General features: G+C 71.2%; 21 protein-coding genes. 12 read left to right on the top strand and 9 right to left on the bottom strand.

The annotated features are described in order from the left end of the window. Nucleotides 1-75 precede the first annotated feature (75 nt). The 3 genes from J4573_RS35350 to J4573_RS35340 are packed head-to-tail and all read left to right on the top strand — an operon-like array spanning nt 76 to nt 1625. Nucleotides 76-402, top strand: coding sequence for a hypothetical protein (locus J4573_RS35350; protein ID WP_208260419.1), 327 nt, complete (start codon nt 76-78; stop codon nt 400-402). Then, nucleotides 399-815 (top strand): hypothetical protein, encoded by a 417-nt coding sequence (locus J4573_RS35345; RefSeq protein WP_208260417.1) that lies wholly within the window; start codon nt 399-401, stop codon nt 813-815. Before J4573_RS35350 ends, J4573_RS35345 begins: the two co-directional genes overlap by 4 nt. Before the next feature lie 54 nt (nt 816-869). After that, a complete protein-coding gene (locus J4573_RS35340; protein ID WP_208260416.1) occupies nt 870-1625 on the top strand; it encodes an SDR family NAD(P)-dependent oxidoreductase in 756 nt (251 codons plus the stop codon). Here the strand turns inward: J4573_RS35340 and J4573_RS56345 are convergent. Next, nucleotides 1585-3867, bottom strand: a complete 2283-nt coding sequence (locus J4573_RS56345) for a bifunctional glycosyltransferase/CDP-glycerol:glycerophosphate glycerophosphotransferase (RefSeq protein WP_208260414.1) — start codon at nt 3865-3867, stop codon at nt 1585-1587. The genes J4573_RS35340 and J4573_RS56345 overlap by 41 nt on opposite strands. Nucleotides 3868-3897: 30 nt before the next feature. Then, on the bottom strand, nt 3898-7434 hold the full coding sequence (locus tag J4573_RS35330; protein ID WP_208260413.1) for a bifunctional glycosyltransferase/CDP-glycerol:glycerophosphate glycerophosphotransferase: 3537 nt from the start codon (nt 7432-7434) through the stop codon (nt 3898-3900). A gap of 147 nt (nt 7435-7581) precedes the next feature. Here J4573_RS35330 and J4573_RS35325 point away from each other — a divergent pair, with 147 nt between their 5' ends. Continuing rightward, nucleotides 7582-8460 carry an undecaprenyl-diphosphate phosphatase gene (locus J4573_RS35325; RefSeq protein ID WP_307797153.1) on the top strand — a complete coding sequence of 293 codons (879 nt, stop codon included), beginning with the start codon at nt 7582-7584 and terminating at the stop codon, nt 8458-8460. Here the strand turns inward: J4573_RS35325 and J4573_RS35320 are convergent. Continuing rightward, nucleotides 8403-9179 (bottom strand): ABC transporter permease, encoded by a 777-nt coding sequence (locus J4573_RS35320; RefSeq protein ID WP_208260411.1) that lies wholly within the window; start codon nt 9177-9179, stop codon nt 8403-8405. The two genes, J4573_RS35325 and J4573_RS35320, sit on opposite strands and share 58 nt — an antisense overlap. Before the next feature lie 61 nt (nt 9180-9240). On the opposite strand from J4573_RS35320, the gene J4573_RS35315 reads away from it, so the two are divergent. After that, complete coding sequence (locus J4573_RS35315; protein ID WP_307797152.1) at nt 9241-9819, top strand: CGNR zinc finger domain-containing protein; 579 nt, start codon at nt 9241-9243, stop codon at nt 9817-9819. Between the two features lie 14 nt (nt 9820-9833). Here the strand turns inward: J4573_RS35315 and J4573_RS35310 are convergent, their stop codons facing one another. Then, nucleotides 9834-11525 carry an MOSC and FAD-binding oxidoreductase domain-containing protein gene (locus tag J4573_RS35310; protein WP_208260409.1) on the bottom strand — a complete coding sequence of 564 codons (1692 nt, stop codon included), beginning with the start codon at nt 11523-11525 and terminating at the stop codon, nt 9834-9836. Between the two features lie 173 nt (nt 11526-11698). Between J4573_RS35310 and J4573_RS35305 the strand changes: the two genes are divergently transcribed. After that, on the top strand, nt 11699-12619 hold the full coding sequence (locus J4573_RS35305; protein ID WP_208260408.1) for an NAD-dependent epimerase/dehydratase family protein: 921 nt from the start codon (nt 11699-11701) through the stop codon (nt 12617-12619). Next, nucleotides 12616-13554, top strand: coding sequence for an RNA polymerase sigma-70 factor (locus J4573_RS35300; RefSeq protein WP_208260406.1), 939 nt, complete (start codon nt 12616-12618; stop codon nt 13552-13554). The genes J4573_RS35305 and J4573_RS35300 overlap by 4 nt, the downstream gene beginning before the upstream one ends. A gap of 57 nt (nt 13555-13611) precedes the next feature. Here J4573_RS35300 and J4573_RS35295 read toward each other — a convergent pair whose 3' ends face one another. The 5 genes from J4573_RS35295 to J4573_RS35275 form a co-directional block, all read right to left on the bottom strand. Next, nucleotides 13612-14382: a class I SAM-dependent methyltransferase gene (locus J4573_RS35295; protein ID WP_307797151.1), complete on the bottom strand. Its 771-nt coding sequence runs from the start codon at nt 14380-14382 to the stop codon at nt 13612-13614. A 62-nt stretch (nt 14383-14444) separates the two neighbouring features. Next, the gene (locus J4573_RS35290) at nt 14445-15356 is read right to left on the bottom strand and encodes an aldose 1-epimerase family protein (RefSeq protein ID WP_208260404.1); all 912 of its coding nucleotides are present in this window, start codon (nt 15354-15356) and stop codon (nt 14445-14447) included. A gap of 20 nt (nt 15357-15376) precedes the next feature. Next, nucleotides 15377-16789 (bottom strand): YlbE family protein, encoded by a 1413-nt coding sequence (locus J4573_RS35285; RefSeq protein WP_208260402.1) that lies wholly within the window; start codon nt 16787-16789, stop codon nt 15377-15379. After that, the gene (locus J4573_RS35280) at nt 16786-18222 is read right to left on the bottom strand and encodes an AllF/FdrA family protein (RefSeq protein WP_208260401.1); all 1437 of its coding nucleotides are present in this window, start codon (nt 18220-18222) and stop codon (nt 16786-16788) included. The genes J4573_RS35285 and J4573_RS35280 overlap by 4 nt, the downstream gene beginning before the upstream one ends. 16 nt (nt 18223-18238) lie before the next feature. Continuing rightward, nucleotides 18239-19177 carry an oxamate carbamoyltransferase subunit AllH family protein gene (locus tag J4573_RS35275; protein ID WP_307797150.1) on the bottom strand — a complete coding sequence of 313 codons (939 nt, stop codon included), beginning with the start codon at nt 19175-19177 and terminating at the stop codon, nt 18239-18241. Nucleotides 19178-19387: 210 nt separating this feature from the next. On the opposite strand from J4573_RS35275, the gene J4573_RS35270 reads away from it, so the two are divergent. The 5 genes from J4573_RS35270 (at nt 19388) to cutA (ending at nt 26653) form a co-directional block, all read left to right on the top strand. Continuing rightward, nucleotides 19388-21229 carry a PucR family transcriptional regulator gene (locus J4573_RS35270; protein WP_208260397.1) on the top strand — a complete coding sequence of 614 codons (1842 nt, stop codon included), beginning with the start codon at nt 19388-19390 and terminating at the stop codon, nt 21227-21229. Between the two features lie 109 nt (nt 21230-21338). Further along, nucleotides 21339-22790 (top strand): uracil-xanthine permease family protein, encoded by a 1452-nt coding sequence (locus tag J4573_RS35265; RefSeq protein WP_208260395.1) that lies wholly within the window; start codon nt 21339-21341, stop codon nt 22788-22790. A 7-nt stretch (nt 22791-22797) separates the two neighbouring features. Then, complete coding sequence (locus J4573_RS56340) at nt 22798-23667, top strand: FAD binding domain-containing protein (protein ID WP_208260393.1); 870 nt, start codon at nt 22798-22800, stop codon at nt 23665-23667. Continuing rightward, a complete protein-coding gene (locus J4573_RS35255) occupies nt 23667-24146 on the top strand; it encodes a (2Fe-2S)-binding protein (protein WP_208260392.1) in 480 nt (159 codons plus the stop codon). Before J4573_RS56340 ends, J4573_RS35255 begins: the two co-directional genes overlap by 1 nt. Continuing rightward, nucleotides 24146-26653 carry an aerobic carbon-monoxide dehydrogenase large subunit gene (gene cutA, locus J4573_RS35250; protein WP_208260390.1) on the top strand — a complete coding sequence of 836 codons (2508 nt, stop codon included), beginning with the start codon at nt 24146-24148 and terminating at the stop codon, nt 26651-26653. The genes J4573_RS35255 and cutA overlap by 1 nt, the downstream gene beginning before the upstream one ends. Nucleotides 26654-26669 lie beyond the last annotated feature (16 nt).

Below are 26669 nucleotides of genomic sequence, written 5' to 3'. Positions count from 1 at the left end.
GCCGCTCGGTGACCTGCGGGTGAACACTCAGGGGCGGCCCCCGAACGCCGCTGATCGCCGCCTATCTTGGGGTTGATGACATGGCCCTATGTCCTGGTGGCGGTCCTGGCCCTGGCCGGTGTGCTGTTGACGGTCAGGGCCCGGCGCGCCCGTTCCAGGGCAAGGGCCGCCAGGGCATCGGCGCCTCCGAAGCCGATCGACCTGGACCTCGTGACGACGTCCTACACATGCCGGCGTTGCCGTCACAACTGGACGGCCCACCAGCGCGGCATGGGAACGTGCACGGTCGAGGGCCCGCCGTACACGACCGAGACCACGGTCGGCTGGGAGGCCGACATCACCCAGACCACCAGCGGCACTGCCTGCGGCTGTCCTCGCTACGACGGCATCGAGCCCTCATGAGCCGGCTGCGTAAGGCCGACGAGGTGCTGGGCCGGGTCCTCTACGTCCTCATGCTGGCCTTCGTCGCGGTGAGCTGCCTGGCCTTGCTCGCTTCCGTGGTCCTGATCGTGGCCGGAATCTTCCTTCCCAATCCCTGGCCCGCTCTCGGGATCACCGGCGTGATCGCGCTGCCGATCCTCTGGCTGTTGTACGGCGGGCGCAGCAAGCCCCTGCCCGAGGCATGGCACAAGCGAGAATGCCTCACCTGCGGTCACGCCCAGGCAAGTCATGTGGACGGCAAGCTCGGATGCCAGCAAGAAGTCGCCCCGTTCTACACCGACACCACGACCTGGTTCGACGGCGAGATCATCAAGTCAGAGCACGGCCAACCCTGCGGCTGCACGGGGTTTCATTACAGGTGGCGAACCTCCTGATCCGTCATGAGGCAACGGTCGTCAGATCGGGCCGAACGGGGAAGGACCGGGAGCATGGCTGATCGACTGAACGACACAGTGGCGCTGGTGACCGGGGCGAGCAGCGGCATCGGCGAGGCGACCGCGCGGGACCTGGCGGGCCGGGGCGCGACGATCGCACTGGTCGCCCGGCGCAAGGACCGGCTGGACGCGCTGGCGGCCGAGCTCGGCGGCCGGACGCTGGTGATCAACGCCGACGTCACCGACCAGGCCGCCGCCGAGGCGGCCGTGGCCGAGACGGTGAACGAGCTGGGCCGCCTGGACACCGTCGTCAACAACGCCGGGGTGATGCTGCTCGGCCCCGCGGTCGGCGCTCCGCTCGAAGAGTGGGAACGCATGGTCGACATCAACGTCAAGGGGCTGCTGCACGTCACCCACGCGGCGCTGCCGCATCTGCTCACGGCGGCCGAGTCCGGCCCGCGCCAGGTCGCCGATCTGATCAACATCAGCTCGGTCGCCGGTCGCGTCGCGCGGGCGGGCTCGGGCGTCTACAACCTGACCAAGTTCGGCGTGACGGCGTTCAGCGAGTCGCTCCGGCAGGAGCTGGCGAGCCGCCACGTGCGGGTCTCGGTGGTCGAGCCGGGCGCGGTCGCGACCGAGCTCACCTCCCACATGCGGCCGGAGATGCGCGACAGTACGCGGGCGCGGTTCGCCGACGTCGAACGGCTGCTGTCGGAGGACATCGGCGACCTCATCGGCTACATGGTCAGCAGGCCCCGGCGGATGGCGCTCAACGAGATCCTCGTCCGCCCCACCAACCAGGCGAACTGAGGCGCACCCTGGCGTGAGCGCCCGCCTCGGGTCGTCGCCTGCGGATGGACGATGAGCGCCTGCTCTCGTGGAGTACGCGGCGGACGGCGCGTTCGGCGGCGTGGCCGTCGTCCCAGGGGCAGTGGCGGGTGCGGAAGGCGTCGCGGGCCTTGGCGGTGGTGTCGGCCCAGGGCGTGCGGTGGCGGAACGCGTCGAGCAGTTCGTCTTCGGTGCGGGTGAGGATGCCGGGTGGGTGGGCGGTGATGTCGAGGTTGACGCCGCGGGTGAGCCGGTAGGTGTCCCAGTCGTTGGCCAGGATCACGATGGGTCTGCCGTCCAGGAGGGCGTAGTCGAACATGACCGAGGAGTAGTCGGTGAGGAGGGCGTCGGAGGCGATGCACAGGTCTTCGACGCTGGGGTGGTCGGAGACGTCGATGACGTGTTGGGGGTCCCAGTCCTGTTTTTCGGGTGTGTAGAAGTAGTGGGCGCGTATGAGGAGGACGTAGTGGTCGCCGAGTTCGCGGGTGAAGCGGCCGATGTCGAACATGGGTTGGTAGGTGTCGCGGTATTCGCGGTGGGTGGGGGCGTAGAGGATCGCGGTCTTGTCTTGGGGGATGCCGAGTTGTTCGCGCAGTGTGTGGCGTTCTTCGGGGGTGGTGTGGACGAGGCGGTCGTTGCGGGGGTAGCCGATTTCCAGCATTTGGTAGTGGCAGGGGTAGCCGCGTTCCCAGGCTTGGGTGGACAGGGGGTTGGAGGAGATGAGGTAGTCCCAGCGGTCGGAGCGGGTGATGAGTTTGTGGAAGTCCATTTCCTGGGCGCCGACGGGGAAGTCCAGCTGGTCCAGGCCCATCTTTTTGAGTGGGGTGCCGTGCTGGGTCATGAGGTGGATTTGGCCGGGGCGTTTGATGAGGTTGTTGGGGAAGTTGACGTTGTTGACGAAGTACTTGGCGCGGGCCATCAGGCGTTGGTAGGCGAGGGTGCCTTGGATGACGTAGTCGATGCCGTCGGGGACGGAGTTCGCGTTGTCGCGGGTGAGGACCCAGACGCCGTGGATGTCGGGGGCGATGTCGTGGGCTTTGTCGTAGATGGCTTTGGGGTTGCAGGCGACGCCGCGGAACCAGTACGCGCCGTACACGGCGAGGTGCTCGTCGATGGGGGCGAGCAGCTGGGCGCGGTAGTAGAGACGGAAGGCCCGGCGCCTGCCATATCTCAGTCCGCGTCGTGCGAGACGCTTGGCGGATCCCAGTCGCGCCAGGGCCCAGCGCCGCGCGCTTGCTAGGAAGAGGACGAAGCGGTAGCGGCGGTAGGCGTCGTTCGCGAGAAGCCTGTGCTTGATCTTCATCAGGCGGCCGGGCGGTGGGCGGTGATCGGCGGGGCGATGCCGCTTGTAGAGAGCGCTTAGCCGGCCGAAGAACTCGGCGCGGTCCTCGGGGAGCACCCGGTCCCGTTCCATGACGAGCAGGGCGTGCCCGATGACGCGGTCGAACATCACCGACCGGAACGGGTCGGTCTCGTCGTGCTCGTCCATGAAGGCGAAGAGCCGCTCGTACTGCGGGAACGCGTCGAAGTGGCGGCGGCTCGCGCTCGTGGTGATGGCCCCGCCGCGCCGCTGCCGGTACACGTAGCACACCCGCTGGAGCAGGCTCAGCCGCCCGGCCTCCATCAGCGCCGGGAAGGTGAGGTGGACGTCCTCGTAGTAGCCCCGGCTGAACCGCAGCCCGAGACCGAGCAGGTACTCGCGGCGGATCACCTTGTTCCAGGTGGTCATCAGCAATCCCAGCACGCTGGGCCGCTCCGCGCAGGTGAAGACGTCCGGCGCGCCCTCGAAGCGTTGCTGCGGCGTGGGCGTCCGGCCGCCGTCCCATTGCTCGCGAACGTGGCCCAGCACCAGCACGTCCGGACGCGTCTGGCTGAGGCGGTCGTGAACGGCCCGGACGGCGCCCTCGGCGGCATAGTCGTCGCTGTCGAAGAACCACACGTACTCGCCCGTCGCCAGGCCGAGGCCGATGTTGCGCGCCTCGCCGAGCCCGACGTTCTCGTCCAGGTGCAGGACGTGGACGCGCGGGTCGCGTTCGGCGAACTCGTCCAGGATGGCGCCGCAGCCGTCGGGTGAGGCGTCGTCCACCGCGACGATCTCCACGTCCGGCAGGTCGGAGTCCAGGACCGAGTCGAGGCACTGGCGCAGGTAGCCCTGCACCTTGTGAACGGGGATGACGATGCTGAGTGAGGGATCGGCCGAGGGCGGAGGTACGGGGGATGCCACTGGAAGTCCTCAGGGGATTGTTCGCGACGTTCAGGTGAGCAGGCGGTCCACTGCTCGGGCGGACGCGGAGCCGTCGTCCCAGGCGCAGTACTTCTCCCGGAACGCGGCGTAGCGGGCGGCGTGGTCCTCGCGGGTCGCGGGGGCGGCGTGGAGGGCCTCGATGAGGTCGGCGGACGTCCGGCAGAGCGGTCCCGGCGCCTCGGCCTCGAAGTCGAAGTAGAAGCCGCGCAACTCGTCGCGGTAGCGCTCGTAGTCGTAGGCGAAGAACAGCTGCGGCCGGCCGGTGACGGCGAAGTCGAACATCACCGACGAGTAGTCGGTGACCAGGACGTCGGCGATCAGGTAGAGCTCGGCGATGTCGGGATAGCGGCTCACGTCGAAGGTGAACCGCCCGTCCACCCCCGGAACCCCCTCACCGACGTTGAAGTGCCCGCGGACGAGGAGAACGTGGTCGTCGCCGAGCGCGCGCCGTGCCGCGTCCAGATCGATGCGCAGATCCATCCTGTAGCCGCCCGCGCGCGCCTGGTCGTCCCGCCAGGTCGGCGCGTACAGCACGACCCGCTTGCCCTCCGGGATGCCCAGCGTGGCGCGCACGCGTGCGCCCCTGCCCTCGGTGTCCGGCCGCGCCAGCAGGTCATTGCGCGGATAGCCCGACTCCAGGACCTCGCCGTCGAAGCGGAAGGCGCGCCTCAGGATGGGCGTGCTGAACGGGTTGGGGGACACCAGGGCATCCCATTGGGCGACATCGGAATCGAAGCGCCTCAGGTAGTCGCGCGCGTTACGGAACAGCGGGTGCTCGATGTCGTGGCCGATGCGCTTCAGAGGGGTCCCGTGCCACGTCTGGAGGTAGAACTGGCCGTCGCGCTTTTCCAGCCACTCGGGCATCGGATCGTTCCCCACCAGGTACCGGGCCTGGGCCAGGGCCTGGAAATGGGCGCGGCTCCCATGCACCACCTTCCGCACGCCTTCGGGCACCCGGAACTGGTCGTCGAGCGTGACCCACACGTAGTCCAGGTCGGGGCGGCGCCGCTGCATCTCCTCGAAGATGTAGCGCGGGCTGTCGCTGTACTGACGACCCCGGAAACTCTCGAAAACCGCCAGCTCGCGTAGCGGAGCCTTGAGCAGCGTGGGGTAGACATTGAGGCGCAGGCGCTTCTGCCCATAAAGGCCGCGTTCCTCGTCCTCCAGCGCCGGCTGCACCACAAAGCGCAGCGCCTCGCCCTGATAGAGGGTCAGCTCGACCTTCCGGCCGCCCGCGACGTGCGGGCCGGGCAGGTCACCGGAGGTGGCGCGCGACACCACCACCGCCATCTCGCCCGCGGGCATGGGTGCGTACACGTCCCAGTTGCCACTCGCCAGCGGCAACTCCTCGCCGAACCGGTGCATCGAGCCGGGCGTGAGGCCCGCGATGAAACGCGCCCCGGTCCACGCCAGCGGAACGGTGTGGCGGTCGCCGCTGTTGCGCAGCCGCAGAACGAGATGATCGGGCCGGTCGTCGCCGGGCATCTCGCCGGACAGCGCCAGCCGCCCGTCCTCGCTCCACGCGGCGGCGGTCACCACGGGCCTGCGCGGCCGTTCGACGAGGCGCAGATTGCCGTACTTGGTGCGCGTGATGACGACCTCGTCGGGCCCTATGGCGACCCGCGCCTCGACGTCGTCCCGGACGCTCAGCCGGACCGGCTTCTGGCCCTCGCCGACGCGCAGGGAGACGTCGTAGTCCAGGCCCTCCGCCGGGTTGACACGCTCGGCTTCGGCTTCACCCTCGCCGTCCACGGCCGCGGCCTGCTGCGCCTGGGAGACCAGGACGTCGCCGGGGATGCGGGCGGTGAACGTGCCCGGCTCGTTCACGTGCACGGGCAGCTGGATCGCGGTCATGCCCTGCTTGCGTTCCAGCACCAGGGTCACGTCCGCGCTGCGCCGCGCGCCCTTGGCCCAGCCCTCCACCAGCAGCGACACGCCCTCGGCCCCGGCCCGGGTGACCTGGCACGTGCTGCGCTTCACCTGGAGCACGTAGCGGTCGTCCGGCGTGCCCACCGGCCTGACCCACAGATCCTTCGTCACGTCGTGGGCGGCCGCCCACTGGGCGTCCGAGCGGCGCGGCCCGGCGAGGACGCCGGTGCGCCGCAGCCCGCTGCGCATGGTGACCTCCGCGTGCAGCTCCCACGTGGACGGCCACCACATCTTCAGCCCGAGCGCCCGGATCGGCTTCAGCGCGTTCGCCTCCACCTCTGCGGTGAAGCCCGCCCAGTCGTAGTCGGCCGCCGCCCGCCGCGCGTTCGCCGACACGTCCGGCCGGTAGGTCCGCCGGGCGTCGAGCTCGATCCGGGTGCCGCGCTTCACGTCCTGCAGCCAGACGCGGATCTCGCCGTCGCCCTCCTCTGCGAGCGGCACCCGGCTGATGTACGCGTGGCCCTCGATCTGGAGCCTGCCGTCGTGCCACGTCGCCCGGTCCGCCCGCCCGAGCAGGTGGAGCTCGTCGGTGACGTCGTACAGGTCCTGCGGGATGCGGCGCGCCCGGTCGCCGAGGTAGGGGTACTCGGCGAGCCAGCGGCCGCCGCGCTGGACGAGGTCCGTCGTGCGGATCTCGCCCTGCTGGAACGTCAGCACCTCGGCCAGCTCGCCGAACATCCCCTCGACGAGCAGGTGGTACTTGAGCCGCTTGAGTGCGGTCAGCTTCGTCACCATGGACGCGTCCGCGGTGGTGATGACCGAGATGACCTGCGCCCGCAGCCGGTCCCGGTACTCGTCGTCGCCCTCGCCCGCGACGTCGATGTAGAGCGGGATCTCGGCGTTGAGGGCGGAGGTGAGGAACTCCTGCCACAGGCGCGGCGCCCGTCCGTGCAGGAAGGAGGCGACGGCCAGGATGGACGACACCCGGTCCTCGATGTTGCCGGGCTCGGTACGGCGCTGCGTGATCGACAGCGACTCGCCCTCGCGTTCACGCCAGTAGTAGACGGCGTCGCTCAGCACGTCCACGGACCCGGCCAGGAAATGCGCGGGCAGCGTCACCGGCGCGTCCTCGTACAGGCCCGGCGGGAAGACGAAGTCGTTCGCGTCCCAGAACGACTTGCGGAAGACCTTGTTCCAGGCGGTGCGGTCGCCGAGCAGGTTCGTGCGGCGCGAGATGTGGGTGCGCTTGGCCGCGGTCTTGAAGATCTCGCTGTGCATGCCCGAGCCCTTGAGCCCGCTGACCGTGAATCTGCGGACGCCGCCGCACGCGATGTCGGACCCGGTCTCCTCCAGGGACCCCACCATCAGCTCGTAGGCGTACCGGGGCACGACGTCGTCGCTGTCCATGAAGGCCAGGTACCTGCCCGTGGCGTGCCCGGCGCCGGTGTTACGGGCCGGGCCGAGGCCCTGGTTGTCCTGCTGAACGAGATGGAACCGCCCGTCGCGTCCGGCGAACGCCTTGGCGATCGCCGCGCTCCCGTCGGGCGACCCGTCGTCCACCATGATCACTTCGAGGTCTTTCAGGGTCTGCCGGCGCAGCGACTCCAGGCAGGCCTGCAGATAGTCCTCGACCCCGTAGAAGGGCACGACGACGCTCAAGAGCGGAGCAACGGTCATATGTCCGTCCGTTCAACGAAGACCGCTCACCGTAGCCAGCGCAAGGTAAGCGCCAGGCTAACTCCGATTTCCGCCGATCGGTCCTGGTCAGCGCGCTTGCGTCCGGCGCGACCGCGTTGACCTGGCTCTAACCTTCCGGCGGTTACCGTGACGCTCCCTGCCGCGCGGGGCGGCATCGACCAGGGGGTTCAGCGGGTGAGCGTGATCAATGCCGGGCAGGCGGTCGTTCTCGGGATCGTCGAGGGACTGACCGAATTCCTGCCGGTGTCCTCGACCGGCCATCTCAAGATCGTCGAAGGCCTGATGAACATCCCGGTCGAGGACAAGGCGGTCGTGGCGTTCACCGCCGTCATCCAGACCGGCGCGATCGCGTCCGTCCTGGTCTACTTCTTCCGCGACATCGTCCGGCTCGCCGGTGCCGGGGTCGGCGGCCTGGTCGACCGGGACAGGCGCGACTCGTTCGACTTCAGGTTCGCGTGGTGGATCGTCGCCGCGACCGTTCCGCTCGTGATCGTCGGGGTGGCGGCCAAGCCCCTCATCGACGGTCCGCTGGCGTCCCTGGAGGTCGTGGCGGCGTCACTGATCGCCGGGAGTGCGGTGATGTGGTTCGCCGAACGGCGCGCGCTGCTCAAACGCGGCGAGCAGGACGTCGGGTTCACCGACTGCATGGTGATCGGCTCCTCGCAGATTCTGGCGCTGCTGTTCCCGGGGTTCTCCCGTTCGGGCGCGACGCTGTCGGTCGGGTTGCTGCGCGGTCTGGACCGGGTCGCGGCGACGCGCCTGTCGTTCTTCCTGTCCATCCCCGCGCTGACCGGGGCGGGCCTGTACGAGCTCAAGGACGTGGTCGGATCGAGCGTGGACGTCGTGCCGCTGATCATCGGCACGACGGTGTCGTTCGTCGTCGGCTACGCCTCCGTCGCCTGGCTGCTGCGCTACGTCGCCCGGCACACGTTCGGGCTGTTCATCGTCTACCGCCTGGGCCTGGCAGTCTTCCTCCTGGCGCTCCTCGGCACCGGACGCCTCTGAATCCGCCCTCGCACCGTGATCTCCAGCGTGAGGAGCGCGGCCGTGGACTCGACGGCCAGCAGGCCGATCAGCACGAGCACCTGAGTCGCGCCCGCCTGGATGGGGTCGGCGCCGCCGAGCAGGACGCCGACGAACGCGCCGGGCAGCGTGACCAGCCCGACGGTCCGGGTCTGGTCGAGCACGGGGATGAGGGCGAGCCTGGCCGCCGGGCGGCAGATCTCCAACGCGGCGTCGCGGGGGAGCAGCCCGATCGCGAGCGCGCCCTCGTACTCGCCGTGCCGGGTGCGAAGCGCCTCCAGGGCGTGCTGTCCCGTGAGCGAGCACGCGGTCATCGCGCCGCCGATCAGGATCCCGGCGATCGGAAGCACCGCCACCGGCTTCAGCGGCACCAGCCCGCTGAGCAGCAGCAACGTCACCACCGGCGCCACGCCCGCGAGGATCGGCACGATCATCCACCACGTCGTGGCCCCGGTGACCCGGCGCCCGGCCGTGTAGGCGGCCACGAGCACCATGCCGCTGATGAACGCCGCGGTCCACCCGGCGTTGCGGAGCACGGCCGCGATGAGAAGCGAGACCACGGCGAGCTGTACGACCGCGCGTACCGCCGCCACCCAGATCTCACGGTCCAGGTCGAGCCCGCCCCACCGCACGAGCAGCGCCGCGGCCGCCGTCAACGCCAGCAGCACCAGCGCCAGCACCGGACCGATCGTGACCTGCACCTGAACCCTCCTGACCTACGCCCCCGTCCGGCCATGATCCCGCAGGATGGCCCACGCAAGAGTGAACGCCCGTGACCGCTTCTGCGCCCGCGTTAACCTGTCAACAGAACTTTGGGGGTTAGGTATGGGCTTTGAGGCGTCGGCGGACGAGGGGTTGTTGCTGGATCTGCTGAACACCACTCCTGTGATGGACGGGAATCGGCGTGACCTGATCGGTGACGGCGAGGCGGGGCGGCGGTGGCTTGCCGATCACGGGCAGCGGGCGTCGGTGGAGGAGTGGGAGACGCTGCGCGAGGTGCGTTCGGTGCTGCAGGACGTGGTGCGGGGTGAGCAGAGCGCGGGTTCCTTGGCGCCGTTTCTTGCCGGGGTGGCGTATCGGCCTGCGGGGGTGGACGACGGCATCTCGTGGAGTCTGGACGTTCCGGAGGGGTGTGGGGCCGCGGCGAGAGCGGTGCTTGCCTGGGGTGCTCTGTATGAGTCCAGTCCTGGGAGGCTGCGTCCTTGCGCTAACCCGGACTGTCGACTGTTTCTCATTGACCACAGCAAGCCGAACACCGCGCGGTGGTGCTCGATGGCGAGGTGCGGCAACCGCATGAAGGCCCGGCGGCACTACGAGCGCACGCGCGAGGCCACCCGCTAGGCCCGATAGGGCTCTCACATGTCCAGGACGACGTCGGTGCTGGGGTGGGCGCAGCAGATGAGCGCCTGACCTTCGGCGGGGGCCTCCAGAGGGGCCGGGGAATAGGTGACCTCGCCGGACAGCAGGGGAGTGACGCAGGTGTGGCAGACGCCCGTACGGCAGCTCCAGCGCGTGGGCACGTCGCAGGCATCGGCCAGGTCGAGCAGGTTGCCCTGTGTGAAGCGGGTGGAGATGCCGCTACGGGCGAAGGTCACCAGGGGGCCGGTGCCAGGTGGGCCGGGTGGTTGATGGGGAGCCTTGCTCGGGTGGTTCGTCACCCCGGGATTGATGGAGTCCAGAGCTCCGAACAGCTCGGTGCGTATGCGGGTCTGGTCGATGCCTAGCGTTTTGAGGGCTTCGGTCATGTCGGCCATGAACGACTCCGGGCCGCAGATGTAGGCGGTGGCGCCGGAGGGGAGGGACAGCGCGGTGAGCTTGTTCTTGGTGAGGCGCCCGTCCTTCGTGCTGTAGAAGACGTGCTCGTGGGTGTTCGGCAGGGTGGCGAGCAGGGCGTGTGCCTCGGCGGCCAGCGGGTGCTCTTGCGGGCCTCGGGCGCCGTGGATCCACCAGATCTCGCGGTCGCTTTGCCGGGTGGCCAGGGCGTGCAGCATGGCCAGAACGGGTGTCACGCCGATGCCGGCGGAGATGAGGAGTACGGGGTCGGTGCCCTCGTCGAGAACGAATTCGCCGCGAGGTGCGGCGACGTCTATGAGCGACCCGGGGGCCAGCTTCGTCGTCAGGTAGCCGCTGGCCATGCCGTGCGGTTCGCGCTTGACGCTGATGCGATAGCCATCGCCGGGTGTCGAGGAGAGGGAGTAGCTGCGTACTGGAGCGGGATCGCCGGGGATGCGCAGGGTGAGGTACTGGCCTGCCTGGGCGGCCGGGAGTGGCGTGCCGTCCGCGGAGGACAGGTGGATGGAGGAGACCGTTGTGCTCTCGGGGACCACGTTCGTGACACGTAGTTCGCGGAACCCTGGCCAGGCCGGGGTTTCCTCGGCCGCGCCGTCGTGCAGCAGTTCGTGGAACGACTGTTGCCAGCCTGGGCTCAACGCTGGGATCTGCGTGGCCGCGCGCAGCTTGGCCTGGTCGCGGCCGGGCAGGTAGAGGAGCGCGTCGGTGTCGGCCACCGACAGCGCACCCGGCCCGGTTCTGGTCTTGACGATCTGGTCACCGGCCTGGACGTGCCCTTCGCGGATGACGCGCATGTAGAAGCCGGGCCGGTGATGGGCGACCAGCAGAGCGGGCAGTTCCGGCTCGCCCATGCGGATCCCCACCCGGTAACACGTGACCCTTGGCTGGGTGACCTCGAACTCGGCCTCGCCGATCCGGTACCGGTCGCCGATGCAGACCTCGTCGTCGGGCATGCCGTCGACCGTGAGGTTCTCGCCGAACTGGCCGTAGGTGAAGTCGTCGCGCCCGAAGTGCTCTTCCCAGTGCCGGTAGGACTGGATCTGGTAGACGAGCACGGCCCGCTGCTCGCCGCCGTGGCCGTTGGTGTCGCCCTGGCCGTCGCCGTCCACGTTCAGGCGGCGGACCATCGCCGGGCCGTTCACCGGCTGCTTCCACACGCCGGTGTAGACCGTCCGGCCCTGCCACGGCACGTTCTTGGGCATGCCGACGTTCACCGACAGCAGGGACGCCACCGGCCGCTCGCTCGCCTGCTCCATAACCGCTATCCGATCTTTAACTGGTTAGTCCGAGCATGCCCAGCCAAGCACCGGCCGAATAACCTGTCAATAAGGTTATGGGGGTTGGGATTTCCGGGGCATGTCACTGGGGCCCGGGCTGTCTCGTCTCAGGGCACGAAGACAGATTCACAGGCAGAGAAGGTGTGAGGGTCATGCGGATTTTCGTTGCGGGCGGGGCCGGGGTGCTGGGACGGCGGCTGGTGCCGCAGCTGGTCGCTCGCGGGCACGAGGTGACGGCAACGACCACGAGCGCCGCCAAGCTGGACGTGCTGACCGGGCTGGGCGCCAAGGGCGTCGTGATGGACGGGCTGGACGCGGCGTCGGTCGGCGAGGCGGTGGCCGCGGCTCACCCCGACGCGATCGTCCACCAGATGACCGCGATCTCCGGGAAGCCCGACATCAAGCACATGGACCGCTGGTTCGCGGTCACCAACCGGCTGCGCACCGAGGGCACCGACCATCTGCTGGCCGCCGCCGCGGCGACCGGGGTGACCAACTTCGTCGCGCAGAGCTACGCGGGCTGGAACGGCATCCGCGAGGGCGGCTGGGTGAAGACCGAGGAGGACCCGCTCGACCTGCTGCCCGGGACGTCAGCGGCCCCCGGCATGGAGGCGATCCGGCACCTCGAGGAGGCCGTGCTGGCGGCGGGCGGCACGGCCCTGCGCTACGGCGCCCTGTACGGGCCCGGCGCCACCGACGACCAGGTCGAGCTGGTGCGCAAGCGGCAGTTCCCGCTGGTCGGCAGTGGCGCGGGTTACACCTCCTGGGTGCACCTGGACGACGCGGCGAGCGCTACAGTCCTGGCCGTGGAACAGCAGGTCAAGGGGGTGTTCAACATCGTGGACGACGAGCCGGCACCGGCCGCGCAGTGGCTGCCGTACCTGGCCGAGAGCGCGGGCGCCAAGAAGCCGATGAAGGTCCCGGTGTGGCTGGCCCGCCTGCTCGCCGGGAAGGTGGCAGTGGTGATGATGACCGAGGGGCGTGGATTCTCCAACGCCAAGGCCAAGCGGGAGCTCGGCTGGGAGCCGCACTACCCGTCGTGGCGCCAGGGCTTCGCCTCGGAGCTGGCATGAGCCGCGTCGAGGAGTTCGAAGAGCTGCGGCCGCTGCTGTTCTCGATCGCCTACCGCCTCCTCGGCAGCGTGAGCGAGGCCGAGGACGCGGTGCAGGACACCTGGCTGCGGTACGAGGCGACGCCGACGAAGCCGACCTCGACCAAGGCGTTCCTGTCGGCCGTCGTCACCCGCATCTCGATCGACGTGCTGCGGTCGGCCCGGGTGCGGCGCGAGGAGTACGTCGGGCCGTGGTTCCCCGAGCCGCTGCTCGCCGACCCCTACGAGGACCCCGAGCGTTCGGCGGAGCTGGCCGACTCGGTGTCGATGGCGGCGCTGCTGCTGCTCGAACGCCTGTCCCCGCTGGAACGCGCCGTCTTCGTGCTGCGCGAGGTGTTCGGGTTCGGCTTCCCCGAGGTCGCCTCCGCGGTGGGCCGTTCGGAGGCCGCGTGCCGCCAGCTCGCCGTCCGGGCCCGCCGCCACATGCAGGACGGCCGCCCGCGCTTCGAGGCCGACCGGCACGAACGCGACCTGCTCGCCGGGCGGTTCTTCGACGCGTTCAAGGAGGGCAAGGTCGACGCGCTCCAGGAGTTGCTGGCCGCCGACGTGCAACTGGTCGGCGACGGCGGCGGCAAGGCCCCGGCGCTCACCAACACCGTCTTCGGCTCCGGCAACGTGTCCCGGACGCTCGTCGGCTTCGTCACGAAGATGGACGCGATCGGCGCCGTCTTCGAGCCGCACGAGACCAACGGCGAGCCGGGCGCGATCTTCCGTGCCCGGGACGGCAAGGTCGTCAGCGTGCTGGCCCTGGAGATCCTCGACGGGCAGGTCCAGGCCATCCGCGCCGTGGTCAACCCCGACAAGCTCGGCCACGTGGGCACGGTCGCCGACGCCTGGGCCCTCCGGCGCGAGGCGAACGAGGCCCTCCGTTCGACCGACGCCCCTGGCACCCTCTGAACCAGACGAAGTCCCGTCCCGACCGGCGCGATCGGGACGGGACCTCGTCTTTCAGTCCTACGCGCGGCGGCCCCACGTGGTGATGAGGGGGTACGAGGCGACGGCGAAACCGGGATCCCTGAGCAGATCCCAGAACGCGGCCAGCTCGGCGTCGTCGACCTGGTCCATCTGCGCCCGCACCTGCTCGACGTTCACCCGGTGCAGGTCTGTGCCGGGGGAGCCGCCCGTCCACGACTCGGCGTAGGTCAGGGACCTCACGTCGCCGAGCCCGGCGTCCACGAGAGCGCCGTAGGCGTGGCTGCCCCACATCGGGTCGGCGCCGCGCCCCTGCACCGCCCGGATCATCGCGTCGTGGACCTTGGTGAACAGCGCGGCCGCGGCCTCGTCGGGCGCCTTCAGCACCTGGACGAGCGGCAGGTCGAACTCGTCCAGCGCCAGCACGCCGCCCGGCCGCAGGGACCGCACGAGCTTGTCCAGTGCGGCGAGCCGTTCGGGCAGATGGATCAGGACCAGGCGGGCGTGCACGAGGTCGAACTCGTTCTCCGGCAGCGGATCGGTCCGCAGATCGTGAACGATCACCTCGGCGTCGCCGGTCCGCACCCAGCGCGGGTCGAGGTCGGTGATCAGCACCCGCCCCTCGGGCCCGGCCCGTTCCGCCAGCCAGCGTCCGATCGAACCGCCACCGCCGCCGACCTCAAGGCACCGCCACCCCGGCCCGACCCCGAGCGCCTCCAGGCGCGCCGTGCTCACCGGGTCGTAGCACTCCTCCAGCGCGGCGAACCGCCCGCCGGCCTGCTCGGCTGCGTTGTCGAAGGCGTACGTGGCCACGGCGAACCCCCAGACTCGCGGAACATCCCGAAGCGAACGCTATATCGCGGGCGTGGAGGCGGTCAGCCGGCCTTGATGCCCCACGTTCCGCTGAACTGGTCGCCCGGGGCGAGGTCGATGAGGTCGGTGCCGCTGTTGAACGCGTCCGGCGGGCAGGTCATCGGCTCGACGCCGAGGCCCTGGCGGCGCAGGTCTGCGGGGATCGTGTCGGCGGTGAAGATCTCCAGCCACGGGTGCCGCTCGTCCAGCCAGAACGAGGTGGTGTGCGCCGCCCCGGTCAGGTGCACCCACGCGCGGCCGTCGCCGTCGCGGGACAGGCCCGTGTAGGCGTTGTCGATCTTCAGGTCGCCGAGCGTGCGCGCCTCGCGGAAGTCGTGGGAGGAGCCCTCGACCTTGCGGGGCGGGCCGTCGGGGATCATGCGGTCGTTCACGGCCAGGTAGCGGTCGCCGGGGATCGAGAGCGTGCAGCCGTCGAGCGCCTCGCCGACGGTGATGTAGGGGTGCGCGCCGTGCCCGTACGGGGCGGGGGAGCGGCCGGTGTTGGTCGCGCTCAGGCGGACCGTGAGGCCCTCGCCCGGGTCGAGGGTGTACTCGGCCTCCAGGTCGAGCCGGAACGGGTAGCCGCCCGAGCCGAGGAGGCGCGCGGTCAGCAGGACCCGGTTCGACTGGAGTTCGGCGAGCGCCCAGGGGGCCCAGCGCACCAGCCCGTGGATGGCGCAGTCGAACTTCGGCTCGGAGATGTCGAGCTGGTAGGTCTTGCCGCCGTAGGTGTAGCGGCCGTGGTCGATCCGGTTGGGCCAGGGGATGAGCAGCTGGCCGAACGCCGCCGGGGCGATCTCGTCCTCGGGGTGCGCCAGGATCAGCGGCCGGTCCTCGTGGGTGAGCTCGCGCAGGCTGGCGCCCGCCTCGGTGATGACGGCGCGGTACGGGCCTGAGGCGATCGCGTGCTGGTCGCCGGTGATCAACTCGTTCACACCGGGAACGTACCCGGGGATCAGCCGTTTTCGGCCAAGGCGTGCAGCGCGTCGGTAAAGATTCCCCCAGGAGGCTCGACCAGACCGGCCCCGACCTGGCCCGTCCCGGCCTCCCGGCCCGCGATCCCGGTGTCGATGACGGGCAGGATCCCGGTGCGGACCACGCGGGTGACGTCGATGCCGACCGGGGTGCCGCGGAAGCCCAGCAGCGGGATCTGCAGCGCCGGGTGCTCGGCCATCGTGATCTCGTACATCCGGCGGGTGGCGGCGATCGCGTCGGGCACCTCGCCGCCGACGAACCGCACGATCGCGGGGGCGGCGGCGAGCGCGAACCCGCCCATGCCGGCGGTCTCGGTGATGGCCGAGTCGCCGATGTCGGGGTTGGCGTCGCCGGGCCCGTACGAGCCGAGGTAGAGGCCGTCGGGGACCCCGGCCGGGCCGGTGAACCAGCGGTCGCCGGTGCCCGACACCTGGATGCCGAAGTCGGTGCCGTTGCGGGCCATCGCCACGACCAGGCCCGATCCGGGGACGCCGCGGGCGGCGTCGGTGGCGCACTTGGCGGCGGCCATCGCGAAGTTGAGGAAGAAGTGGTCGTTGCCCGCCGCGAAGCGCAGCGCCTGGGCGGCCCCGCCCGCCGTGCCGGCCTCGGTGCCCGCCTCGACCAGGTCGGCGGCCAGCTCGCGGAGCAGGAGCGAGGTCGCGGCCCGGTTGCGGTTGTGCAGCTCGTCGCCCATCTGCAGGGCCTGCGCCATGACGGCGGTGAGGTCGAGCGGGCCGTGCCGCCGCACCGCCCCGGCGAGCGCGGGGCCGAGGACCGCGCCCATCCAGCCGAGGCGTTCGATCACCTCGGGGCCGTACGCGCCGTACCGCAGGACCTTGCCGAGCCCCTCGTTCAGCGAGCAGTACGCGGTGCCGCCGTGCTCGGCGTCCTCGACGACCAGCATCCACATCGACGGGCTGACGACGCCCGCCATCGGGCCGACCGCGCCGTGGTGGTGGCACGGCTCCAGCGTCGCGGCGCCGCGTGCGAGCGCCTTCTCGGCCTCCTCGGGGGTCTCGGCCAGCCCCTCCAGCAGCATCGCGCCGATGAGCGCGCCGCGCATCGGGCCGGACGCGCGGTCCAAGTCCAGCGGCGGTCCGGCGTGCAGGAAATCGCCGGGACGCAGGCCGAGGACCTCGTGCGCGGGCCGTACGTCCACCAGGTGCGGGCGCGCGGTGAGCATCCGGCCGGTCGCGCGCGCGTCCGCCTCGGCGTGGGCCGGGTCGCCGAGGACCGTGGCCAGCGCGTCCTCGGTGCCGGGCGGCGGCGGGCGCCAGTCGACCCGGTCCACCGGCACCGCCTGCTGGGCCAGCGCGTCGGCGAGGACGTCCACGCCCGCCGCGATGACCCTCGGTTCGCCGGACAGCAACCCACCGAGCGGAGGCCTGCTCATCCCTTCCCCTTCACGAGTCGGGCCGCGTGGCCCGCGGCCCTGGCGTTGGAGGCGAAGACCGCCGCCCCCGCGCGGTTCAGCGCGGCGGCCTGGCGGTCGCGGTCCTGGGGGTCGGCGGCCGCTCCGCACAGCGAGACCACCGCGGCCAGGTCGTCGCGGCCGTTCAGCGCCGCCTCGATGGCGGGAGCGAGCGCGGCGGCCGGATCGGGCTCGGCGCCGTACCCGAGCACGACGTCCAGCAGCAGCACGCCGCACGCGGGATCGGCGGCCTCCTCGGCGAGGGCGGCCAGCCGCAGCGTCGGGTCGATCATCGGGTGGGCGCGGCCGCGCGTGTACTCGTCGTCGCCGAGGTCGACGAACCGGTGCTCGACGCCGTCCTCCCAGCCCAGCACGGCGCGCGCGACCGCCTCGGCCTCGTCGCGCAGCGTGCCGCCCGCGAAGAGGCCGCGCAGTGCGGGGGCGCAGCCGCGCGGCGGCGGGGGAGCAGGCCAGACCGGCCAGTGCGGAACGGGCGTGCCCAGCTTGGCGAGGGCCTGCTCGGCGGCGCGCGTGAGGTCGTCGCCGTCCGGGCCGGGCAGCGCGAAGACGGTCGGGGTGTCGAGGCGGCGCGCGGCCTCCCGGATCAGGTCGGCGACCCGGGGCGCGGGCGGCTTGGACACCATCACGATGAGCTCGGTCGCCGGGTCGGCGTCCAGTGCGGCGAGCGCCGCCAGCGTGGAACGCCCGCTCACCTCGGCCGACAGGTCGCGCCCGCCGACGCCCAGCACGTGGCTGACACCGGTGCCCGCGGCGTCCAGCAGGCACATGAGCTGCTGCGCGCCCGTGCCGGAGGCGGCGACCATGCCCACGGGACCCGGCTGGACGGCATTGGCGAAGCCGAGCCCGGCCCCGCCGATCACCGCCGTTCCGCAGTCCGGCCCGAGCACGATCAGCCCGCGCCGCGCCGCCTCCTCCTTGAGCGCCACCTCCTGGGCGAGCGGCACGTTGTCGCTGAAGATCATCACGTTGCGGCCCGCGTTCAGCGCGTCCATCGCCTCGGGGAACACGTTCGGCCCCGGCACCGACAGCAGCACCAGCCCCGCGTCCTCACCGCGCGCCGCCGAGGCGGTCGTACGCGGCGCGACGGCCGCGCCCAGGTCCCCGCCCGACGCGACGGGCTGCGGCCGCAGCAGCTCGTCGAGATCGGAACGCGCCTCGTCCAGCGACCCGCTGTCGGCGCGCACCGCCACGACCAGATCGCCCGGCCCCGCGTCCCGCGGCACCTCGAAGCCCATCCGGGCGAGCACCTCGACGTTGAGCTCGGTCGCCATCGCGGCCATCGCCTCGGCGACCCCGTCGCGCTCGGCGAGACGGCGGCTCACCCTCATCAGCGTGACCGAGTCGTGGTAGGCCCCTCGGCGAACCTCGACCCAGTCCGCCCCGGGACTCCTCATGCAGCGTTCTCCGGGCTCATGCAGTGACCCTCCTGTCCCTCGCGGACGCGTTGGCCAAGGCGAGGGTGGCGCGGCAGCCGGCGAGGACGCCCCAGGCGAGGTCGGCTCCGGAGGTGTGGCCCACGGCGAGCAGCCGGTGCGCGGCCGGGACGGGCGACTCGTGGCCGGCGACGGCGCGGAGCACGCCCGCGACCTCGGCGCCGGCCTGCCCGGCGGCGGCGCAGTGCAGCAGCGTCGCGGCCAGCGCGGTCGTGCGGGTGTTCGCGTCGGCGGTGACGGCGGCGCCCAGCCAGCTCGCCAGCCACACGGCGGTGCCGCCCTGCCGTACCGCCCCGCCGACCAGGCGCAGCGAGACCAGCAGCCCGGCGAGGATGTCGTCGCCCGACGGCGTGAGGCCGGGGCCGAGACCGACGATGCGTTCGGCCGCCTCCACGGCGTCGGCCAGCTCGCCCGCGGCGCAGTGCCCGGCGAGCAGCAGCGGGTCGGGGTGCCCGGCGAGGCCGCAGCCGGTCACGCCGCCCGCGGTGTCGAGCGCGGACTCCAGCGCGCGGATGCCGCGCGCGAGCGCGCCCGGCGACAGCGTGCCGAGCGAGGGGGAGGGGTCCCACCATCTGCGGACGCGTACCTGCATGCCCTCGAGCTCGATCCGCCCGTCGCCGACGTGCGCCTCCAGGCCCTCGCGTACGGCCTGGAACGGGCGCTCGCGGCTGGCGGCGACGACCACGACGGCGTTCGGCAGCCGTACCGCGTCCGAGGCCACGAGCGCGACCACGCGGGGCTCGGCGGCGCCGCGCAGCTCCAGGTACACCGCGGACGGGAAGACGGCGATCACGCGGGCGGTCCGGCGCTGCGAGTCGATGAGCGGGCGGAGCGCGAGGCTGGCGGCGCCGGCCACCGGTGGCCGGCGTCCCGGCCGGGCTGCCAGCGGGATCGGGTCTCGCACGACGGCACTCACGGGGTCCTCCATGGGCCGGTGAACGTGGCAGTTCAGGGAGCTGCCCCGGCCCCTGCCGAGAACGTAGACCTGGCCACGGCGAGTGCCGTATGGAGAAAGGTGCCAAGACTGCTTGTCATCCTTCGTGTTTGTTGTCAGGGTTGATCGCAAAGTGGTAGCGATCACGCCTAATCGGGCGATGTACGCACCAAAAGCGAGGTGACCCCTGGCATGAGTTACACCACTGCGGACCCGGGCCCACCGGCCCTGAGGCTCGCGAGCACCGGAACACTGACGTACGGTCTGTCGGTCGGCGAGGTCCTGGGGGTGTCGACGCTGAACGGCGCTCGCCTCATCGCCGGTCGCTCCGGTCTCGAGCGCATCGTCCAGCGGCTGAACGTGATGGAGGTCCCCGACATCCTGTCGTGGGTCAAACCGAACGAGCTGCTGCTGACCACCGGCTATCCCCTCCGCAATACCCCCCAGTCCCTGGACAACCTGGTCGCCGACCTCGACGAGCGCGGCCTGGCGGCGCTCGCCATCAAGCTCGGCCGCTACCTGGAGACGCTGCCGCCCGAGATGATCGAGCAGGCCGACCGGCGCGGCTTCCCCCTCATCCAGCTCCCCGACGACGTCGGCTTCGACGACATCCTGAACCAGGTCCTCACCGACATCCTGAACCGCCAGGCGGCCGTGCTCGCGCGCACCGAGGAGGTGCACCGGGCGCTCGTGCAGATCGTGCTGTGCGGCGGCGGCCTCCAGGAGGTCGTCGACGAGGTCGCCACGCTCCTGGAGGTCGCGGTCATCGTGCTGGACGGCGAGCAGCGCGTGCTCGCCGGCGCCGGGTCCGAGGCCCACATCCAGGCCATGCGCGCCCTCGGCATGCCCGGCGCGCCGAACCTCCCCGGCGGCCCCTCGGCCGGGACCCCCTCGGGCGGAACGCACTCTGCCGGAACGCACTCTGCCGGAACGCACTCTGCCGGAACCCCCTCACCCGCCAACCCCTCATCGAGCGCCCCTGGGGCGGCCGTCACCCAGGGACCCGGCGGCGACCACCTGGTCGTGCCGGTCGTCGCGGGCGGCTTCGACCACGGCCGGATCGTGGCGTACAGCCCGAACGGCTCGCTCCGCGAGACCGACCTCGGCATCCTGGAACGCGCCGCGACCGTGGCCGCGCTCGTGGTCACCAAGCAGCAGGCCGTCGCCGCGGTCGAGAGCAAGTACCGCGCCGACTTCCTGCGCGACATCCTGGCCGGACGTGCCGGGGACGACGACCGGGTCGTGGCGCACTGCTCCGGCTTCGGCTGGGACCTGGACCGACCCGTCATGGTCGTCGTCGCCGAGCTCGACGGGCGGCCCCGCAACCCCGACGGCGCCCACCCCGAGACCGACGCCGCCCGCAGCTCCCGCGGGACCGAGGAACGCCTCGCCCAGGAACGGCTCGCCGCCGCCTGGACGGCCGTCGTACGGCGCCACGACCGCGGCGCCGCCGTCGCCAGCTTCGCGCACGAGGTGGTCGCGGTGGTCGGGGCCGAGGACGGCGCCGACTCGGCCGGACTGTCGGCTGGACCGATCCAAACCATGGTCAAGGAGGCGGGCGCGCTCTTCGCCGAGCACCTGGCCGTGCGCCGCACGTTCTCCACCGGCATCAGCCGCACCGTCGCCACCCCCGCCGCGCTCCCCGAGGCCTACGAGCAGGCGGTCAAGGCCGTCCGCGTCGGCCGCCAGCTGCACGGCGCGGGGTCCCGCGCCCACTTCGACCAGCTCGGCGTCTACCGCCTGCTGAGCCTGGTCTCCGACCCCGCCGAGCTGCACGCGTTCGTCCGGGAGACCCTCGGCGACCTCGCGGCCGACGACGAGGCCGAGCTGGTGGACCTGCGGCGGACCCTGCAGGTGCTGCTGGAGACCAACCTCAACGTGGCCGAGACCGCGCGCCGCCTCCACTTCCACTACAACACGCTGCGCTACCGCATCGGGAAGCTGGAACGGATGCTCGGCCCGTTCACCGAGGACGCCCACCTGCGCCTCAACCTGACCCTCGCGCTCCACGTTCTGCGGATGCGAGGAATCTGAGGAGCTTTCAGGAATTAACACCCGTGTGATTTAACGCCCGCCTCGCTGGGGCATCCTTCTCCGGAACGCGTGGGGATGCCCCAGGCCGGTGATGAAACCGGGAGTACAGATGGCCGTCGGCTGGAAGATCCATGGTGACGGGAAGACGCCACCGCCGGGTGAGGTGGTGCGCCCGGACGAACGGCTGTCGTGGCCGCGCACCGCCGGGATCGGCGCGCAGCACGTCGTGGCGATGTTCGGGGCGACCTTCGTCTTCCCCGTCGTGATGGGCCTGGACCCGAACCTGGCCATCATGATGTCCGGCGTCGCGACGATCATCTTCCTGCTCATCGTCGGCGGCCGTGTGCCCAGCTACCTGGGCACCAGCGCCTCGTTCGTCGGCGCGGTGGCCGCGATCCGCGCCGACGGCGGCAGCACCGCCCAGGTCACCGGCGCCATCCTGGTCTCAGGCCTGGTCCTGGGGGCGATCGGCCTCCTGATCCACTATCTGGGCCCGGCGGTCATCCACGCCGTCTTCCCACCCGTGGTCACCGGCGCCGTGGTCATGCTGATCGGCTTCAACCTCGCCCCGGTCGTGGCCGACGTCTACTGGCCCCAAGACCAGTGGGTAGCCCTCCTCACCCTCACCTTCGCGGTCCTCTGCGCCGTCCTGCTGCGAGGCTTCTGGGCCCGCATCAGCGTCCTCCTAGCGCTGATCTTCGGCTTCGCGCTCTCCTGGATCCTGGACAAGACCGCCGGTGAGATCACCTCGGTCCTCCCCGGCCAGAACCTCCTGGACTCCAGCGGCAAGCCCTGCACGAGCGAGGGCCCGTACTGCGTGGCGACGGCCATCTCCCACCACCGCGTCAACTTCACCGGAGTGAAGGCGGCCGACTGGTTCGGCTTCCCCAGCCTCCACTCGCCCGACTTCAAGACGTCCGCGATCCTCCTGGCCCTGCCCGCCGTGATCGCGCTCATCGCCGAGAACACCGGGCACGTGAAAGCGGTCTCCGCCATGACCGGCGACGACCTGGACCCCGTGCTCGGCCGTGCGATCGCCGCCGACGGCGTCGGCACCGCGCTGGCCAGCGCCGTCGGCGGCGCCCCCACCACCACCTACGCCGAGAACATCGGCGTCATGGCCGCCACCCGCATCTACTCGACCGCCGCCTACTACGTCGCCGCCGTCGTCGCGATCCTCTTCGGCCTCTGCCCCAAGTTCGGCGCACTCGTGGCGGCCACCCCCGGCGGCGTCCTCGGCGGCATCACCGTCGTCCTCTACGGCATGATCGGCCTCCTGGGCGCCAAGATCTGGATCGAGAACCGCGTCGACTTCGCCGACCCCGTCAACCTGGTCCCGGTCGCCGCCGCCATCATCCTCGCCATCGGTAACGTCACCCTCAAGATCACCGATGACTTCCCACTGCAGGGCATCGCGCTCGGCACGATCGCCCTGCTGATCGGCTACCACACCCTCAACGCCGTCCAAGGTGCCCGCGGCCCCCGCGACACCGGCGCCGGCATGATCGCCCCCGAGGAAAAGGAGATCGGCGGCCCCGTCCGGCCCCCTACAACGGAGTAGGAGCAGTGTGAAACCTCCCCCCTTTCGTTACCACGCCCCTAGAACGCTGCACGAAGCCGTGCGGATCCTCGCCGAAGAGGAGAACGCCAAGGTTCTGGCGGGCGGGCAGAGTTTGATCCCCTTGCTCAACATGCGGCTCGCCGCGCCTGCGCATCTGGTCGACATCAACCGGATCGAGGGGCTTGATGCCGTTGAGGTGAGCGGCGCGGGCGTGCGGGTCGGCGCGCTGGCGCGGCATGCGCGGGTCGAACGGGACGTCGGGGCCGGAGAGCTGCTGCGCGAGGCCGTTCGGCATGTGGCGCATCCGGTGATCCGGAATCGCGGGACGGTCGTGGGGAGCCTGGCGCACGCCGATCCGGCGGCTGAGCTGCCGGCTGTGCTCGCTGTGCTAGGCGGGTGGGTCGAGGCGGAGTCGGTGCGGGGGCGGCGGGTTGTGGCGGCTGAAGAGCTTTTCGTGGGGCCGCTGGAGTCTTCGCTTGAGCACGATGAGGTGGCGGTGGAGGCGTTCTTTCCGGCCTTGCCTGAGCGGGCCGGCGCTGCGTTCGTGGAGACGGCGCGACGGCATGGGGACTATGCCCTGGCCGGGGTCGCGGCGGTCGTCGAGCTGGATGAGGATCTTCGGGTCACGGCTGCGAGGGCGGGTTATCTGAGTGTGGATACTCGGCCGTTGGTGCTGGATCTGACCGCGCCCGCCGAGGAGGCGCAGGCGGGGCCGGGGGCGCTGGACTGGTCGGTCGCGGCGGCGTACGCCAGGGAGCGCGTTGAGCCTGAGGGCGACATTCATGCGACTGCTGATTACCGGCGGCATCTGGTGGGGGTGCTGACCGAGCGCGCGCTGCGTGCGGCGACCGAACGGGTGCTGGAGGGGGCGCGCTGATGGAGGAGACGTTCGAGGTCCGGCTGACGGTGAACGGCACGCCGCGGGGGGCGGAGGTGCCTGCGCGGAGGCTGCTGTCGGACCTGCTGCGGCACGATCTGAAGCTGACCGGGACGCACGTCGGCTGCGAGCACGGGGTGTGCGGCTGCTGCACCGTGCTGATGGACGGCGAACCGGTGCGGTCGTGCCTGATGTTCGCGGTCACGGCGGACGGGCACGAGATCACGACCGTGGAGGGGCTGGGAGACGGTGGTCTTTCCCCTGTGCAGCGGGCTTTTCAGGAGTGCCATGGGCTGCAGTGCGGGTTCTGTACGCCGGGGTTCCTGTGCACGGTGACGGCTTTGCTGAGGGACAACCCGCGGCCCAGTGATGACGAGGTGCTGGAGGGCATTTCCGGCAATCTCTGCCGTTGCACCGGGTACCAGAACATCCTCAAATCGGTGCATCGTGCCGCCGACCTGCTGGCTGAGGAGTCCTGATGAGCACGCGGATGTTCGGTGAGCCCGTCGCCCGGCGGGAGGACCCGCGGCTGCTCATGGGGCAGGGGCGGTTCCTGGACGACCTCGGGCACGAGGCGCTCGCGGCGGCGTTCGTACGGTCGCCGCACGCGCACGCGAGGATCGCCGACATCGACGTGACCGAGGCCCTGGACGTCGAGGGGCTCGTCGCGATCTACACGTGGGAGGACCTGCCGGGGCGGATCGGGGAGCCGCTGCCGCTGCTCATCCCGCATCCCTCGATGACACACGGGCGAACGGGATATCCGCTGGCCAAGGAGGTCGTCCGGCACGTGGGGGAGCCGGTCGCGATGGTGGTCGCGACCGACCGGTACGTGGCCGAGGACGTCGTCGAACGCATCCGGGTCGACTACGAGGTGCTGCCCGCGGTGGTCGGGATCGAGGTCGCGGCGGCGGGCGAGAACCTCGTTCACGAGGACGTGCCGGGGAACGTGGGCGCCGTGCTCGTTCAGGAGACGGGCGACGCGGGCGCCGCGATCGACGACGCGCCGCATCGGCTGGAGTTCCGGCTCGACATCGAGCGCAGCGCGTCCATGCCGCTGGAGGGACGGGGCGTCTACGCGCGCTGGGACTCCGACGACGAGTCGCTGCGGGTCTACTCCTCGACGCAGGCGTCCACCAGCGTGCGGGCGGCGATCGCGGCCAAGCTCGGGCTGGCGCCCGGCAAGGTCGAGGTGATCGCGCCCGACGTCGGCGGCGGGTTCGGGGTCAAGATCGTTCACCCGTGGCCCGAGGAGGTGCTGGTGCCGTGGGCCGCGCGGCTGCTGGACCGGGAGGTCAAGTGGGCCGAGGACCGGCGCGAGCACTTCGTCGCCGCCGCGCACGAACGCGGCCAGGCGCAGTTCGTGCGGGTCGGGTTCGACGACGAGGGCCGGGTGCTCGGGCTGGACGTGCGGATCCTGCACGACCACGGCGCCTACATGCCGTACGGGATCATCATCCCGATCGTCACCTCCACCCAGCTGCTCGGCCCGTACAAGATCGGCGCCTACCGGGCGGAGGTCACCAGCCTCTACACCAACACCGTCATCGTCACCCCGTACCGCGGCGCGGGCCGCCCGCAGGGCGTGTTCTGCATGGAACGCACGATGGACCGCATCGCCGACCACCTCGGCCGCGACCGCGCCGACGTGCGCGAGGCCAACTTCATCGGGCCGGACGAGTTCCCCTACGACCAGGGGCTCACCTTCCAGGACGGCCGTCCGCTGATCTACGACTCGGGCGACTACCCCGAACTGCTGCGCCGGGTGAAGGAGCTGATCGGCTGGGACGGCTTCGCCGACCGGCGCGCGCGGGCCGCGCCGTCGGGGCGCCGGATCGGCATCGGTCTCGGCTGCTACGTCGAGGGCACCGGCGTCGGCCCGTACGAGGGCGGGCACGTCGAGATCGACACCTCCGGCCGCGTGCACGTCGCCACCGGGCTCACCTCGCAGGGGCAGGGTCACCAGACCGTGTTCGCCCAGATCGCCGCCACCGAGCTCGGCGTCCCGATCGAGAACGTGCAGGTCACGACCGGTGACACCCGCCGCTTCGGCTACGCGGTCGGCACGTTCGCCTCCCGCGCCGCCGTGATGAGCGGCAACGCGATCGCACTCGCCTGCCGCAAGGTCCGCGACAAGGCCCTGCGCATCGCCGCCGAGGCGCTGGAGGCCGACCCGCGCGACCTGGACATCACCGACGGCGTCGTGCACGTGAAGGGCGACCCGACCTCAGCCGTCCCGCTCCGTACGGTCGCCGTCCTGTCCAACCCGCTGCGGTACGCCTTCGACGAGGAGGCCGCGCGCGCCACCCAGTTCGCCGTGGGCGGCTCCGACGGGCCGCCCGTCGCCGAGGGCGAGGAACCGGGCCTGGAGGGCCGCGACTACTACTCGCCGATCCGCTCCACGTTCGCCGCCGGAATGCACGCCGCGATCGTCGAGGTCGATCCCGACACCGCCGAGATCGCCGTGCTGCGCTACGCGGTCCTGCACGACTGCGGCCGCCTCATCAACCCGATGGTCGTCGAGGGCCAGATCCACGGCGGCGTCGCGCAGGGCATCGGCGGCGCCCTCTACGAGCGCATGGTCTACGACGAGTCCGGCCAGCTGCTGAACGCCTCGTTCATGGACTTCCTCATGCCCTACGCCACCGAGGTCCCCAGAATCGAGACCGCCCACCTGGAAACGCCCTCACCGCTCAATCCGCTCGGCATCAAGGGCGCCGGAGAAGCCGGCGTCATCCCCGTCTCCGCCGTCATAGCCTCGGCCATCGAAGACGCCACCGGCATCGCCGTGGCCCAGATGCCCCTGTCCCCGTCGGAGCTCTTCCACTTGATGAGGGACCCTTCCGCGGTAGGCCCCAGCCCCGCACGCCCCTGTGATCCGGCCTCCGAGCCGCAAGGCGAGGAGGCCGGACCACAGGAGCAATTGAAGCCAGCGGGGCTGCTCGGGGAGCGGGGGACCTCAACCCCGCCAGCGCCTGAACGATAGTGCGGGGTCGAATATC

This window comes from Actinomadura barringtoniae (assembly GCF_017573505.1).
Classification (GTDB): domain Bacteria; phylum Actinomycetota; class Actinomycetes; order Streptosporangiales; family Streptosporangiaceae; genus Spirillospora; species Spirillospora barringtoniae.
The sequence above is the reverse complement of the archived record's forward strand: the minus strand, read 5'-3'. Positions and strand labels throughout refer to the sequence as shown.